The sequence below is a fragment of the Rhizobium sp. 01L419 genome (assembly GCF_056400025.1).
Genome location: NZ_JBFTSM010000023.1, coordinates 76,142 through 90,641, shown reverse-complemented (window position 1 = coordinate 90,641; position 14,500 = coordinate 76,142). Strand labels below are relative to the sequence as shown.

Annotated in this window: 17 protein-coding genes and 1 pseudogene; 10 read left to right on the top strand and 8 right to left on the bottom strand. The window is 56.8% G+C overall.

What is annotated here, in order from left to right:
* Nucleotides 1-44: 44 nt before the first annotated feature.
* The 3 genes from AC1DUP_RS32435 to ung all read right to left on the bottom strand — a co-directional run bounded on the left by AC1DUP_RS32435 (nt 45) and on the right by ung (nt 2,422).
* Nucleotides 45-653 carry an alpha/beta hydrolase gene (locus tag AC1DUP_RS32435; protein WP_477836786.1) on the bottom strand — a complete coding sequence of 203 codons (609 nt, stop codon included), beginning with the start codon at nt 651-653 and terminating at the stop codon, nt 45-47.
* Nucleotides 654-667: 14 nt separating this feature from the next.
* Nucleotides 668-1,600: a VOC family protein gene (locus AC1DUP_RS32430; protein ID WP_477836785.1), complete on the bottom strand. Its 933-nt coding sequence runs from the start codon at nt 1,598-1,600 to the stop codon at nt 668-670.
* Between the two features lie 129 nt (nt 1,601-1,729).
* On the bottom strand, nt 1,730-2,422 hold the full coding sequence (gene ung / locus AC1DUP_RS32425; protein WP_477836784.1) for a uracil-DNA glycosylase: 693 nt from the start codon (nt 2,420-2,422) through the stop codon (nt 1,730-1,732).
* A gap of 288 nt (nt 2,423-2,710) precedes the next feature.
* Here ung and AC1DUP_RS32420 point away from each other — a divergent pair, with 288 nt between their 5' ends.
* The 6 genes from AC1DUP_RS32420 (at nt 2,711) to AC1DUP_RS32395 (ending at nt 10,177) form a co-directional block, all read left to right on the top strand.
* Nucleotides 2,711-4,135: a phosphomannomutase gene (locus AC1DUP_RS32420; protein ID WP_477836783.1), complete on the top strand. Its 1,425-nt coding sequence runs from the start codon at nt 2,711-2,713 to the stop codon at nt 4,133-4,135.
* Nucleotides 4,136-4,178: 43 nt separating this feature from the next.
* Nucleotides 4,179-5,606 (top strand): mannose-1-phosphate guanylyltransferase/mannose-6-phosphate isomerase, encoded by a 1,428-nt coding sequence (locus AC1DUP_RS32415; protein ID WP_477836782.1) that lies wholly within the window; start codon nt 4,179-4,181, stop codon nt 5,604-5,606.
* Between the two features lie 86 nt (nt 5,607-5,692).
* Nucleotides 5,693-7,009, top strand: coding sequence for a UDP-glucose dehydrogenase family protein (locus AC1DUP_RS32410; RefSeq protein ID WP_477836781.1), 1,317 nt, complete (start codon nt 5,693-5,695; stop codon nt 7,007-7,009).
* Between the two features lie 448 nt (nt 7,010-7,457).
* A complete protein-coding gene (locus AC1DUP_RS32405) occupies nt 7,458-8,087 on the top strand; it encodes a class I SAM-dependent methyltransferase (RefSeq protein WP_477836780.1) in 630 nt (209 codons plus the stop codon).
* Nucleotides 8,084-8,713, top strand: coding sequence for an alpha/beta hydrolase family protein (locus AC1DUP_RS32400; protein ID WP_477836779.1), 630 nt, complete (start codon nt 8,084-8,086; stop codon nt 8,711-8,713). The genes AC1DUP_RS32405 and AC1DUP_RS32400 overlap by 4 nt, the downstream gene beginning before the upstream one ends.
* 195 nt (nt 8,714-8,908) lie before the next feature.
* Nucleotides 8,909-10,177 carry an acyltransferase family protein gene (locus AC1DUP_RS32395; RefSeq protein WP_477836778.1) on the top strand — a complete coding sequence of 423 codons (1,269 nt, stop codon included), beginning with the start codon at nt 8,909-8,911 and terminating at the stop codon, nt 10,175-10,177.
* 73 nt (nt 10,178-10,250) lie between these two features.
* Here the strand turns inward: AC1DUP_RS32395 and AC1DUP_RS32390 are convergent, their stop codons facing one another.
* Both AC1DUP_RS32390 and rpsU read right to left on the bottom strand, forming a co-directional pair.
* Nucleotides 10,251-10,445 (bottom strand): hypothetical protein, encoded by a 195-nt coding sequence (locus tag AC1DUP_RS32390; RefSeq protein WP_477836777.1) that lies wholly within the window; start codon nt 10,443-10,445, stop codon nt 10,251-10,253.
* A 65-nt stretch (nt 10,446-10,510) separates the two neighbouring features.
* Nucleotides 10,511-10,732 carry a 30S ribosomal protein S21 gene (rpsU, locus tag AC1DUP_RS32385; RefSeq protein ID WP_477836776.1) on the bottom strand — a complete coding sequence of 74 codons (222 nt, stop codon included), beginning with the start codon at nt 10,730-10,732 and terminating at the stop codon, nt 10,511-10,513.
* 513 nt (nt 10,733-11,245) lie between these two features.
* Here rpsU and AC1DUP_RS32380 point away from each other — a divergent pair.
* Nucleotides 11,246-11,441: pseudogene (locus AC1DUP_RS32380) on the top strand (exodeoxyribonuclease III); the annotation flags it as partial.
* On the opposite strand, the gene AC1DUP_RS32375 reads toward AC1DUP_RS32380, so the two are convergent.
* On the bottom strand, nt 11,395-11,691 hold the full coding sequence (locus AC1DUP_RS32375; protein WP_113296324.1) for a hypothetical protein: 297 nt from the start codon (nt 11,689-11,691) through the stop codon (nt 11,395-11,397). The pseudogene AC1DUP_RS32380 and the gene AC1DUP_RS32375 sit on opposite strands and share 47 nt — an antisense overlap.
* A gap of 197 nt (nt 11,692-11,888) precedes the next feature.
* Here AC1DUP_RS32375 and AC1DUP_RS32370 point away from each other — a divergent pair, with 197 nt between their 5' ends.
* Nucleotides 11,889-12,443 carry a hypothetical protein gene (locus AC1DUP_RS32370; RefSeq protein WP_477836775.1) on the top strand — a complete coding sequence of 185 codons (555 nt, stop codon included), beginning with the start codon at nt 11,889-11,891 and terminating at the stop codon, nt 12,441-12,443.
* A gap of 62 nt (nt 12,444-12,505) precedes the next feature.
* Here the strand turns inward: AC1DUP_RS32370 and AC1DUP_RS32365 are convergent, their stop codons facing one another.
* On the bottom strand, nt 12,506-12,769 hold the full coding sequence (locus AC1DUP_RS32365; protein WP_477836805.1) for a hypothetical protein: 264 nt from the start codon (nt 12,767-12,769) through the stop codon (nt 12,506-12,508).
* A 313-nt stretch (nt 12,770-13,082) separates the two neighbouring features.
* On the opposite strand from AC1DUP_RS32365, the gene AC1DUP_RS32360 reads away from it, so the two are divergent.
* Complete coding sequence (locus tag AC1DUP_RS32360; protein ID WP_113311430.1) at nt 13,083-13,346, top strand: hypothetical protein; 264 nt, start codon at nt 13,083-13,085, stop codon at nt 13,344-13,346.
* A gap of 12 nt (nt 13,347-13,358) precedes the next feature.
* Nucleotides 13,359-13,733: a GFA family protein gene (locus AC1DUP_RS32355; protein ID WP_477836774.1), complete on the top strand. Its 375-nt coding sequence runs from the start codon at nt 13,359-13,361 to the stop codon at nt 13,731-13,733.
* Between the two features lie 219 nt (nt 13,734-13,952).
* On the opposite strand, the gene AC1DUP_RS32350 is transcribed toward AC1DUP_RS32355, so the two are convergent.
* Entirely contained in the window at nt 13,953-14,345 is a 393-nt protein-coding gene (locus AC1DUP_RS32350; RefSeq protein ID WP_477836773.1) for a hypothetical protein, read from the bottom strand.
* Between the last annotated feature and the right edge of the window lie 155 nt (nt 14,346-14,500).

The window sequence follows — 14,500 nt, the reverse complement described above, 5'->3', positions numbered from 1 at the left end:
AATCTAAACGCAATATGCGGCGAAATTCGCCGCATATTTTTTGGTCATGCATATTCCGCGAAGAATGTGCTGATGGCCTCTATCTCGTTCGGTCGGATATCGTGACCACCCGAATGCCATTCTAGCAGCACATCGGCCTTCTGAGCCTCGAAATAGCCAGAAAGCGCTTCGGTTAGCGCGACCGGCGAGATCGGATCGCGCTGGCCTGCCGTGATCAACACCCTGCGCCTGCTGAGATCAGGATTGGCGCGCGGCCGAAAAGGGATGAGCGGATGGAGCAGTGCCGCTGCATCGAACAGGCCCTTTTCGATGAGCATGTTCGCCAGAATGTTGGCGCCGTTCGAGAAGCCGAGCCCAAGAATTTCGGAGGCGCCGTGTATCGCCGCCAGATCCTGGACGTAACCCGCCATTTTTTCGGTCGCCCGTTCAAGGTCGACCATATCATAGACACCTTCCCCCGTGCGCTTGAAAAAACGGGCTGCCCCGTACTCGGAGACATCGCCGCGTGGCGAAATGATCGTTGCTTCCGGCAGCAATCGCCTGCCGAAGTCGAAGAACTGGTTCTCGTCGCCGCCTGTTCCGTGAAGCACGAAGAGGATGGGCTTTCCGGGTGCACCGGCATGCAGCCGGTGCACATAACCTGTGTCAGTCATTGTTCTATCTCCGCTTAGGCGTCGAGCGGCTGCAAATGCTGCTCGATAAGGGCGCGCAAATGAGCGTGCTGCTGCGGCAGCTTCAATGCCTCGCCGAGATGAGCAGTATCTTCGTCGCGGTCGAAACCTGGCTCGTTGGTTGCGATTTCGAACAACACGCCGCCAGGCGTACGGAAATAAATCGCCCAGAAGTAGTCGCGGTCGATGACCGGCGTGACCTGATAGCCGGTGTCCATCAGCGCCTTGCGCACCTCAAGCTGCTTTTCGCGGTTTTCAACCGCGAAGGCGACATGGTGAACGGAGCCGGCGCCTGGCAGCGCACGAGCGATGCTGGGCATGGTTTCGAGATCGACGAGATGCGCCCCGTTGCCGGCGGGGATGACGAACCGTTTGACACCGTCGTGTTCTTCCTGAACCTCATAGCCCATGAACTTCAGAAGTTCGGCGGTGGCGCCATCATCCTTTAGCCGCATGGCGACCGAATGGAAGCCTCTGATAGCATGATCCTCGCTGATACCGCCATGTGTCCAGGGAGCGCGAGCATCGTCCTTGACCTCGACGAGCGCGAAGCCGTCTCCGTCGGGACCGGCAAAATTCAGGCGCTTTTCACCGAAGATTTCCTCGGCTTTCAGGCCGCCGACGTTGAGCTTGGTCAGCCGATCGCTCCAGAAGCCGAGCGAGCCCTGCGGGACCGAGTAGACCGTGGTGCCGACTTCACCGGTACCCGGGCGGCCTTGCGCCATCTTCGGGAACGGGAAGTAGGTCATGATCGTACCCGGCGAACCGGTCTCGTCACCGTAGTAGAGGTGATAGACGTCGGGAGCGTCGAAATTAACAGTCTTCTTGACGCGGCGCAGTCCAAGCGCATTGGTGAAGAACTGGTTGTTGGTGCGGGCGTCCTCCGCCATCGATGTGACGTGGTGCAGACCCTTGATTTGATCGAGCATTTGAGACCCCTTTCTGCCCGCATTCGGCGGGCTTTGGATGGGTCATAGATGAGCGCTTCCCGCCGTTTCTCATAGCCCGGCAAGCCGACACGCATTGTCTCCAATTTGTGAACAACAATGCAAAAGCGTTCAAGGATTGGCGGGAAGCTGCCAGTCGATCGGCTCGCGACCGTGCGACTGCAGGAATGCATTCGCCTTGGAGAAATGCCGGGATCCGAAGAAACCGCTATGGGCCGAGAGCGGAGACGGATGCGGGGCCTTCAGCACCAGATGGCGCCTTGCGTCGACAAAAGCCGCCTTCTTTTGAGCATAGGAGCCCCAGAGCATGAAAACGGCAGCTTCGCACTCATCGTTCACCTTGCGGATAACGGCATCGGTAAACCGCTCCCAGCCCTTGCCCTGATGCGAGGCGGCCTGCGCCTCCTCCACGGTCAGCACGCTATTGAGCAGCAGTACGCCCTGCTGAGCCCAATGTTCCAGAAAGCCGTGCCGTGCCGGCGGAATGCCGAGATCCGTCTCCAATTCCTTGTAGATGTTGACAAGCGAGGGTGGAATGCGCACGCTCGGCCGCACACTGAAACATAGCCCATGCGCCTGCCCTGCGCCGTGATAGGGATCCTGTCCGAGGATCACGACCTTGAGCTTTTCAAGCGGCGTCAGGTCGAGGGCGCGGAAATATTCGCTGCCCTTGGGAAAAATCCGCCGGCCGAGTTCCTTTTGCTCCAGCAGGAAGGTCTTGAGCTGCTGCATGTAAGGACTTGCAAACTCGCCTTCGAGCGCAGCCTTCCAGCTCTCTTCTAGAGTGACTGACGTCTCGTTCACGACGCAAACCTCCGGGATCAACGCAGTTGATGTGGGACAGCCGTTCTAACAAAAATGTCTATACCTGCAATACGCAACGTTGCGACGAATATTTCCATCTCGCAACGACGAACAACTGTCATAAATCGGAAATTTATTCATATTAGCAAAAACTCTGGTAACGATGCTTAAATGATGGCAATACTTCGCTTATGCCGCCAGCCGGTTTAACTATGTCCTAATTTTGCTGTTTACCCAAGCAAATCAGCACAGTAGAAACGGTTGTTCAGAGCGCAAGGGTGTTTTCGCATGAAGTTTGGGACAAGCGGCCTTCGCGGTCTGTCGGCGGATCTCAAAGGACGCCCATCGGCGCTATATGCCGCGGCTTTCGGCAAATATTTGCTGCAGAGCAAGAAAGCAGAACAGGGCGATGTCATCCTGATGGGGCGTGACTACCGCGACTCCAGCCCGGAGATCGCGGGCAATTGCGCTGGCGCACTGGCAAGCCTCGGGTTCAAAATTCTCGACTGCGGCGCCGTTCCGACGCCGGCCCTCGCCCTTTATGGCCTTGAGAGAAAGGCCGCGTGCTTGATGATAACGGGTTCGCATATTCCGGCGGACCGCAACGGCATCAAATTCTATCGCCCCGACGGCGAAATCGACAAAGCAGACGAAGCCGCCATTACCCATTTTGCCGCCGACATCGAAGCCTCCGGCGAGACTGTCGTCAGTGCACGCGCCGTCTCAGAGGATCACTCTGCGCCGTGCCTGCAATTCTTCTTCGAGCGCAATACGGCCCTCTTGCCTGAAGCTGCGCTCGCAGGGATGAAGATCGGTGTCTATCAGCACAGCACCGTCGCCCGAGACCTGATGGTCGATATCCTTGCTTATTACGGTGCAGAGGTCGTCGCCCTTGGTCGGTCGGAAACCTTCATTCCCGTCGACACCGAAGCCGTTTCCGAAGAGACGATCGCCCTTCTGAAAAGCTGGGTCTCAGCGCATGGCCTTGACGCGATTGTTTCCACCGATGGCGATGGCGACCGTCCGTTGGTTGCCGACGAGACCGGAATGCCGTTGCGCGGCGATCTTCTCGGGCTGATTGCGGCCAACTTCCTAGGCGCCGGGACTGTCGTCACGCCGGTCACCTCCAATTCCGGCATCGAGACAGCCGGGCCTTTCAGCGTCATCCGCACCCGTGTTGGTTCCCCTTTCGTCATTGCCGGCATGGAAGAGGCGGTTGCCGCCGGCATGGATCTGGTTATGGGCTTCGAGGCGAATGGCGGAATGCTGACGGCAACGCCTTTCGACATCAACGGTCGCAACGTGCGTGCATTGCCGACACGCGACTGTTTCCTGCCGATGCTGGCGACACTCTCGCTTGCCGCGATCCGCAAGGAGCCGCTTTCGGTCGTTGCTGCGTCCTACAAACTGCCCTTTGCAGCGGCCGATCGTCTTGAGAATTTCCCTGTCGAAACCAGCGCCGCATTGATGACTTTTCTGCGCGCATCCGATGCTAATCTCACGGAGTTCCTGCAACCCATCGGGGACGTCGCTTCGAAAAGCGATATTGATGGATTGCGGGTAACGTTGCGCGACGGCCGTATTATTCATCTCCGTCCTTCCGGCAATGCGCCCGAGATGCGTTGTTACGTGGAAGCCGAAGGCGAGGCAGCCGCCTTGGAACTCTTGAATGCGGGATTGACCCGAATTAAGCGCTGGGCAGAAGCCCGGTAAGCATCTGACAAACCTGGCCGTTCATTTCGAGGAAGAACACCCTATGACACAGAAAATCGTCCCCGTGATCATGGCCGGCGGCAAGGGCACCCGCCTTTGGCCGCTCTCGCGCGCAACCGCGCCGAAGCAGTTTATACAGTTCGTCGGGGACAAGACGCTGTTTCAGGAAACCCTGGTCCGCGTTTCCGATCCGGCGCTTTACGAAGCCCCCATCGTTGTGACGAATGAGGACTTTCGCTTCCTCGTTGCAGAACAGGCCCGCGAACTCGATATTCCGCTCGCCGCAGTCTTGCTGGAGCCTGTTGCCCGCAACACCGCTGCTGCAGTGGCAGCAGCAGCAGGTCTGGCCTCCGAGCATTTCGGCAAGGAAGCCATCATTCAGATGCTGGCTTCCGATCATGAAATCCTGGCCGATGAAGCCTATTTCGATGCTATCCGCACAGCGCGTGATGCGGCAGCCAAGGGCAAGCTCGTTACCTTCGGCATCACGCCGACCGAGCCTGCGACCGGCTATGGTTATATAGAGATCGGCAAGCAACTTTCGAGCGGCGCACACGAGGTCAAGCGCTTCGTTGAAAAGCCAATTCGCGAAAAGGCCGAGGAAATGTTGGCCGCCGGTGGTTTCTATTGGAATTCCGGTATCTTCATGTTCCCAGTCACCGAATTGTTGTCCGAAATGCAGGACTATGCACCGGACGTTCTGAAAGCGGCCAGCAAGGCTGTTTCCAAGGCGACGCGTGATCTGGACTTCACCCGCCTCGATGCGGAGCACTTCGCAAAAAGCCCCGACATTTCCATCGATTACGCAATTATGGAGAAGACGTCCAAAGCGGTGGTCGTGCCGTCCGCCTTCAAGTGGTCGGATCTGGGTAGCTGGGATGCCATATGGAAAACCGGCATTCAGGATGAAAACGGCAACATTGCCGCGGCCAACACAACTGTCGTCAACACCCGCAACTCGCTCGTCATGACCCATGGTGTGCATCTTGCCGTCCAGGGCATGGACGATGTCGCCGTCATTGCCAGCGAGGACGCAGTCTATGTCGGACCGCTGAAGGAAAGCCAGCAAGTCGGCAACCTCGTCAAGCTGCTTGCCGGCCAGAAGAAGACGTCGAAGCTGACAGAGACGCATCCCACCTCCTATCGCCCCTGGGGCGGCTACACCTCGATCTTCAACGGCGACCGTTTCCAGGTGAAGCGTATCTTCGTCACACCCGGCAAGAAGCTGTCGCTGCAGAAGCACCATCACCGCTCCGAGCACTGGATCGTCGTCAAGGGGACCGCGGAGGTCACGATCGGCGAGAACGTGCAGATGCTGCGCGAAAACGAATCGGTCTATATTCCGCTCGGAGAGGTCCACCGTCTGGCAAATCCTGGCAAGATTCTTCTGGAACTCATCGAAGTTCAGACCGGCTCCTACCTCGGCGAAGACGACATCATTCGCATTGTCGACGAGTTCGGCCGCTCTTAACGTTTCCTTAAAACGCCATTTAGGCTTGATTTGTTGCGTTGCAGCATATAGCCCAAGTGGCGTTATTTTAACTTGGAGATAGCTTCATGCGTATCGTTATGATTGGTTCTGGCTATGTCGGTCTCGTTTCAGGTGCCTGCTTCGCCGACTTTGGTCACCATGTGACTTGCGTCGATAAGTCCGAGGCAAAGATTGCGGCGCTGGAAGCCGGCGAGGTGCCGATTTTTGAGCCTGGGCTTGAGGCCATTATTCAGCAGAATCGCGAAGCTGGACGCCTTGATTTCTCAAAAGACCTCGCCCCTTCGGTCGGCGAGGCCGACGTCGTCTTCATCGGCGTCGGCACGCCGTCGCGCCGCGGCGATGGCCATGCCGACCTGACCTATGTCTATGCTGCGGCTCGCGAAATCGCTGCCGCCGTCAAGGGCTTCACGGTCATCGTGACAAAGTCCACCGTCCCGGTCGGAACCGGCGATGAAATTGAACGCATCTTCCGTGACGAGTTTCCGGAAAAGGATGTTGCGGTCGTTTCTAATCCTGAATTCCTTCGGGAAGGCGCTGCTATCACGGATTTCAAGCGTCCCGACCGTATCGTTATCGGCACGGAGGATGTCCGCGCCATCGAGGTTATGCGCGAAGTGTACCGCCCTCTCTATCTCAATGAAGCACCTCTCTACTTCTGCGAGCGTCGAACGTCGGAGCTCATCAAGTACGCCGCCAACGCCTTCCTTGCGATGAAGATCACCTTCATCAACGAGATCGCTGATCTCTCCGAAAAGATCGGAGCGGACGTCCAGAAGGTCGCCAAGGGCATCGGGATGGACAAGCGCATCGGCGACAAATTCCTGCACGCCGGACCGGGCTACGGCGGCTCATGCTTCCCGAAGGATACACTCGCTCTCGTAAAGACCGCTCAGGACTTCGATAGTCCAATGCGCCTGATCGAGACCACCGTCGCGATCAACGATAACCGTAAGCGCGCTATGGGCCGCAAAGTCATCGCCGCCTGTGACGGAGATGTCCGCGGCAAGAAAATCGCGGTGCTCGGGCTTACCTTCAAGCCGAATACCGACGACATGCGCGACGCGCCGTCGATCACCATTACCCAGGCTCTGCTGGACGGTGGGGCGGCAGTTCACGCCTACGATCCGGAGGGCATGGAAGCCGCGAAGGGCGTGCTTGGCCCGGTTAATTACGGCAAGGACCCTTACGAGATCGCCGTCGATGCAGACGCAATCGTAATAGTCACCGAATGGGAAGAGTTCCGCGCACTTGATCTCAAGCGCCTTAAAACCGTCATGAAAACTCCTGTCATCGTCGACTTGAGGAACATCTACTCACTGAGCGACGTGACCAAACACGGCTTCGGCTACTTTGCTATCGGCAAGAAACCCGAAAAAAGCTGAAGCCGCACTACCTTCGTTACTGGAAAGGCGGGCTTCACTGGTTTTGTGTGGCCCGCCGCTGATCGTCGGACTTAAATTGCGTCATTTTGCGCTGGAGCAATTTCCTGCCCTCCGTTCCATCGTTGCCTTCTGAAAGACAGGGTGCAGTTCTGAAGCTGCCGTTTCCCCTGCAGCGCGTCATCTCATGCTTGCCTCGACGCCTTCAATCCGCGGCACCCATCGGACCGCTCCCTTCCGCGAAATCTACAGCTCCGACGAACCAGTGACATTTGATTCCGCTGGCAAAAAACCTCAAAGCTTATGGCGCGGACCTCTTCACTTTAGCGGTATTAAGCTCGGCGGATAAATTTGACGCTACTTCATTTTTGTTAGTCCTTAGCTCTGTTACCCGTCCTTTATTTTTTATATAACTACTTCATCATGTAATCGGAATATGCAGGTAATTTCCTTGCGTAGCGCAGATGACAATGCTGATGATTACATCCACGAAAATCCAAACCTTTCGCAGGACTATATCTATCCTGCCGTCCTTCGTGAGCTAAAACGCAATTCCTCTATTCACACGATCTTCGAAATCGGATGTGGAACCGGTGACGTACTGAAACGTCTATCAGTAGATGGCTTCAAGGTTTACGGTATCGATCCATCGATAAACGGCATTGGCCAGGCCAGAACGAAGTATCCGATGCTTCATGTGGAAAACGCATCCGCCTATGATCGGCTTGTTGATAAATACGGCGAATGGGATGCTGTTCTTTCGATTGAGGTAGTAGAGCATCTCTATCGCCCTCATAAATTCGCCAGAACCGCCTTTGAACTCCTTCGGCCGGGAGGTCTATTCGTGTTATCAACACCGTTTCACGGCTATTGGAAGAACCTCGCCCTTGCGGTAACCGGAATGATGGATGAGCATTTTATGGCTCTTCGAGAGCATGGGCACATAAAGTTTTGGTCAGAAAAGACCATCAACACACTTCTCATCGATACGGGGTTCCAGCAAATAAGGATCGTCCGGACCGGACGAATACCCGCTCTTGCGAAGTCAATGGTGGTATTGGCGACCAAACCTCACAAATGACCAGCTTTCTGATCACAGGACCGGAAACGGCCGCCTTCACTATCCTCCTTGCGCATGGCGCCGGCGGAGCGATGGATTCCGCGTCGATGACGGTTCTAACGAAAGCGCTCGCAGACGGCGGTTTCAGGATAGCACGCTTCGAGTTCGCCTATATGGCGCAGCGTCGCCTGACCGGAGCGGTCAAACCTCCGCCGCGCGCCGACCATCTCCTCGGCGAGTATCGCACCGCGATCGGCGAACTGGACGCCGGCAAACTGATCATCGGTGGTAAGTCGATGGGAGGCCGTGTCGCAAGCATGATCGCCGATGAGAGTTTTACGGCGAAGAAAGTCCGGGGCCTGCTTTGCCTCGGATATCCGTTTCACCCACCGGGAAGGCCGGATCAGCTTCGCACCGCGCATCTGGAAAACCTGCGCACGCCCACTTTGATCTGCCAGGGAACGCGTGATCCCTTCGGATCAAAGGAAGAAGTCGAATCCTATACGCTCTCAGATCATATCGATCTCCTCTGGCTGGAAGATGGCGACCACGATCTCAAGCCACGAAAGAAGATCTCCGGCTATTCCGCCGATGACCATCTGCGGCGGCTGTCCGAATACGCGACCACCTGGGCGATGCGGTTGTAGCGAGTTGACACACTCTCGCAATGCGAGATATTCCTTCCAATATCGGCCCCTTATTCAATATTTGAGCTTATTCAGTAAACAATTTTACAGGTTTGCTTGATCGAATAGCGTCTTCGCGCATCAGCGCAGAAATCAGTTCCTGACAAAGCGACTCCAAGCTGAACATACGCTTTGTCATCCGACGGGAAATCAGTCATGGGCGCGATCGAAGCCAGGAAGATTGACGGCAATCTTTCCATCTATCTTGATTTGCTGCGGCTGGGCGCAGCCGTTGTCGTATTTCTCTCCCATGCGCATGTTTTCCTGCTCCCCTCCATCAAGATCGGACCTCTGGGTTGGGGACGGGAAGCAGTGGCGGTTTTCTTCGTTCTCTCCGGATTTGTCATCAGTTACGTTGGGCAGGTGAGCGAAAAGGAATGGCGCGTATACCTCGTCGCCCGCCTCGCCCGAATAATGCCCGTCGCTCTGCTGGCGATCGCGGTGATCTTCGTGGCAGACAGCATCGGGATGCATACGAACGCCTTCTACTATGATTTCATCAACACCGGATTTTTCGCTCCCGTGTCGGTCGAAGCCGCACTCGCCTACGTGACCTTCACCAATCAGTTGTGGTTTGCACATGCCGTTTTTGGCAGCGGCGAACCTTACTGGTCTCTCGGCTTCGAAGTTCAGTACTACCTGTTCTTCGGGCTGTTCGCGTTTTCGCCGCGGCGCGCGAAAATACCGTTGCTGTGCCTTTGGGCCGCTATCGCTGGCCCAAAAATCCTGATGTATATGCCGCTGTGGCTCATGGGCTGGTTGACGATGAAGTGCGTCATCGAACGTCCACCATTTCGGCGCCCCGTCTCCATCGCAATGATCGGCACATCGGTCGCGCTCTTCATCAGCCTGAAATTTTTCGCTGATCGCGCTGCGACCAACATGTACGAGACTTGGTCACTGTCTCAAGAAGCGATCAATTTCGTCTACTTCAATCTCATCGGCGTTGCCGTCGTCCTGCACCTCATCGGCGCCGCATCACTGCTTAACCAGGCTCCGGTACTGTTCGAGAAAACAGGCCCGGCGATCAAATGGCTGGCCGGCGGCAGCTTTACGCTCTATCTTGTCCACCAGCCGCTCATCCTCATGTTTGCGTCCTTCCTGCATCCTGTGGAGGAGCATATTCCGATGGCAGCGGCCCTGCTCGTCGTCTGCTTCATCCTTTGTTTCGTGCTGGCGGAAATTGCCGAACGGCGAAAGAAGTTCTTCGCCGCACTCGTCGTAAGCCTGCTACCGGTGCTGTCGCGAACGGGCAGGAAAACGCCCGCCAATATTGCTTCGGACACAGTCCCTTCTGACGATAGAGCGTCCTCGACGTCGCAGCTCATTCGGGTTCTTGAGGAAATGCAAAACGCGCTCGATGGAGAAGAAGAAGTGGACGCCATCCGTGATGCACCGCCTCACGATCGCGCATCGCGCGCTTGAGTAGTCGGAACCTGGAACGCCTCTGAGAGAGCCTGATTCCGGCGCGCACGCAACCGCTGGCCGATCTTCCGCCTCAGTGAACGCTCGGGAGCTTCATCCCGGAGGCGAAATCTTCCGCCACCAGTTCGCTGATCGCAATCAACGTTTCCTCGATGGTGAAGCCGGAGGCGACGATGGCATCGATCAGGTCCTGCAGATCCGGTCCGATAGCCTCACGGCAATCGTCAAGCCGATCATCGGAAACCGTCAAACTACGCAACTCTTCCATGATGTGCCTTTCCAGAACAGAGAGCCAGAACAAAGCGCCGCCGGCATATGACGACGGCGCTGCAATTATCGGCGTGCGGACGCGCGGCGTCTTGCGGTCGGCAGAAGCCCTTCGCGTTGCATCTTCTTGCGTGAAGCCTTGCGCTGCCGGGCAATTGCCTGGGCTTTTTCGCGGACACGCCGTTCAGAGGGCTTCTCATAGGCCCCACGCTCTTTCATTTCGCGAAATAGCCCTTCTAGGGCGCGGAGCGCCTGATCAACATTGTTGTCTCTGACAATGACTTGCATGTTTCTCCTTGCGGATGATGTCTTGGGCCAGCTCGCCTGGCAAATCCTCGGCATTCGTTCTGCGACAATTGCGCAATCGAAGGTAGCCCTCGATGGACGGATCACAAGATCATGCTTTACCAGCGCGCTGCATCAGCGCGGCTGCAATGTGTGCTGAACCAGCCAATGGTCGATGTTTGCGAAAATCTCGGCCAGACCGCGCATCTCCTTTTCAAAAGGAGACCTCGTCGTCCTGTAGGTCGTTACCCAATCGATAGCGGTGATGTGAGGTAAATAAGAAAGGCATACCGGCATTGCAAGGTAGCCTGATCCGCCTCGACGACAGCGCAACGGGAACTTTCTGCAGTCGCGCACATTCCCTTCGCCGAGCGCGGACCGTGTCAACCGGACGTGATAGGGATGGTGAACATGGCGATTTTTCCGGTTTCTCGCCACGGCTAACGAAATGGCAGACGAGCACCCAACCTCTCCGGTCCGCCTCACCCGTCTGATGGTCTCAGTGACGTCTCAATCTTCTGTAAATACTCAAGAAACTCATTCGCACAGGACGCGGGGACGCGGGTCGATCATGTTCTTCGCAGTCCCGATGTCGCTGGGCATCTTCTCTGACGGCGTCCGACACAATCCACGAGGCTGGGACCACAGGAGCGATCATGCGCCCGTCATGATTGAGCTCGACCTGCCTTATGAGACCGGCGGGAGCCCGTGAGTCCGCAATTATAGAGTGCCGGCGAAACCTCTTCGTCCGCACGTTCCGGAAAAAGTTGACGACGCATGCGATCGAGAGCCTCTGCTTCCTTGCGCGTTCTTGCAAGCAGATCGGTGGTGACATCGCCGTAGCGTGAGCCGTCTGCCGGAGCAACGCCGACAGTACCGCCGCTCGACAGGAAGTCGCAGAAGGATCGTACCGATCGAAGACGCGTGGTGATCTCGATATAGTAGCTATCGTGTCCGGCCATGCTCATCTCCTTTCGTCCTCAAAGGTTAACGCCCACTGCGTCAATATGATGGCACTATTTGCACCTTTCAACGGTACCATGCCGAAAGCACCGCGTCATGTTGCGGCCATCGGTTGCCACGCCAGCATCGGAAGTTATTCTCTTCCGGCAGGAACATTCACCGCCCGGCCGCCTTTGTCCCCTCAAGGAGAATTGTCATGGCCGACGCTCGCACCACCTTCCATGAAGTCGTCTCGGAGATCGAGGCGCTCGCGACCCCAAATGCAACAGACCATTCCGGTCGCTGGACGGTCGAATATCTGACTCGACGCGAGGTCTTCTACCAGTTTTCGGGAAATCGCAGTCTCGCAGGCGAGGACGCGTCAGGGCATCGGTTTGACAGTACACGCGATACGCTGACGGCCCTGCCCGCAAATCTGCTCGTTCCCGCCATCGCCGACTTCGATAACAATACAATCATGGCATTCTATATCGGAGCAAGCACGTCGGTGACGACAATCGCTCGGGAAGCAGTCGATTGCTCCGTGCGGGCGCCGGAAGTGTTATTGGTGGACATCAGCGTCGATGACGAAGATCTGCTCGCAGGCACGAGATCCCTGACAAGACTGGCCTTCATCGGGCTCGCTGCCAACGAAGGATCGTGCCCCCTTGTTCCATGCGCCGATGTCCTGACCATCAGTGACATGATCCATCCGTTCTGGTGCCACGGCAGACAGGTGGCCCGAGGTGGTCTACTGCAGATCAGGATCTGACGAGACAACCTCGTGCCAGATGAAGTCGCTCGTCCTGTTGCAAGCCACCGCCGCGTCGTCGCTCAATCAAATAACTCGCCACGCCCAATCTGTCCTTGCTTCGCATCGATATCGCTGATTGGCGGATCGTTGGCAGGATCTGGATCTCTGGCGTTTGCATCTTTGAGAGACCGTGCCGCCTCAACCAGCGCGACGGCCATTTCATCCGTGCCCCAACCCGCGGCGTTGGCATCAGCGATAAGCTCCTCCAGGGCAACGCGGGCAGCATCGGTCGCCTCCTGAAAACGACGCGTGGGATCATTGCTTGTCGGTGCTGGAAAACTCATATGCGTTCCTTTCAAGGGTTCGAACAAAGATGTGGTCCTCGAAGTGAACGCAGAGGACTGCAAATAGATGCGTCAAGCATCTCGACGTGCGACCCAAGCCAAGGCCGTGTCGACCACTGCTCCTGACGAACGCATATGTTCTTCGGCAGATTCCAGCAGAGTGCAGCCTTGGGTGAACCAGCCGGCGGCACCCTTCGGTGCACAACCGCAGGAGGGAAGGCTCCGGAACCAATCGCCAGCATATCGGTTGATACAGTGAATCTCCACGCCGCGAGAGAAGCTAAACCAGCGGAAAGCCCGAAGGGAGGTTTCAATGCATCTAAACGAGGCAAAGGTAACCCATCAGCAAGAGGCTTGGCATGTCGATTTCGTTGGCGATGCCGGCGAACGACTGACGGTGCGCCTTCCCGAGGCGGCCGCGCTGAGCGAAGAAGATGCGATCAACCGCGCCAAGGAAATGATGGTGCAACTGACGCCCTTCGGCACCCGAGGCGGCGAGCCGAGCCTCAATCGCTACGACAGTTTGAGCAACGGCAATTTCGACGACGATCAACCGCCCTTCAGGGTGAAACATTAAGGAGGGCCTTAAATGACCATACGGCACGGTAGCTGCAATTGCGGCAAGGTGCGCTATCAGGTGGAGGGCCCACCCAAGCGCATCGGCCTTTGCCATTGCACGGACTGCCGACAGGAGAGCGGTGCAGCCTTTACTTATTACGCGATCTGGCAGACGGCCACATTCAAAACCACCGGGGAAACCGCAGATCATCGGGGCCGCCGCTTCTGCCCCACCTGTGGTTCGAGGGTCTTTGCCTACGACGCAGACGAGGCCGAGATCAAACTCGGAACCCTTCAGGACGCGCCGACCGGCCTCAAGCCCACTTATGAGCTCTGGATCAAGCGCCGAGAACCTTGGCTGCAGCCGGTCGAGGGCGCTGAGCAATTCGTACAGGATCGGATTTGATAGCTGTCCGCCGTCGAGGGTTTGGCACTCCATGACAACTTTGGGTTAGCGGAAGACTAAGGGATACAGAGGTCGGATTGCAGTTCGCTGGATTAAAGAGCCGCCCTCCCTCGAGTTCATCAAAGCGAGGCATTTCCCGAAATTTCCGAAACCGACCACCGGCTGCCTTGCAGCCCCATGGTGGCTACTGACTGTGATTTTTAGACTCAGAAAGCATGATCACGCTCGGCCGAAGCGCGAAAGGGCGAAAGGCATCGTCGCCATTCCCGAAAGAGGCAGCGACCGCAACCGTCTTGCAGCCAGGAAAGTGATGAGGATAGCGCCGGCGAGCTTCAACCAGGGATAGTTTCCAAGCTGCTCATGGGCACTCGCATCTCTCCATTGGGCGTGTGGCGAGATCTCGCTATTCGCCTGCTCACGGATGAGAGCGAGGCCTCTGCGTAGCAATGTCAGCTCCCCCTGCAATCTAGCAAGTTCCACGGCCTCCTCGTCCTCCACCATATCAACCGAAGGCAAATTGGCCTCGTCGGCCTCTGGGGGCCTTTCGATATCGGCAAGATGCTCGTCAAGCTCGGCCTTCGTCTTGAATCCGTGCGTGCGTATGTCCGTCATAGGCAGCTTCCTCATTCGGCGGGTCAATTATCGCAAGATGAGAACGCACTCAGCCGTCATAAGTTCGAAGCCCGCCGATACATCCCGCGTTGCTCTGGATCGATCCGAACGCCCTCTCCCTCCACCACGGCCGACGAAGCCTTCGAGAATATTGG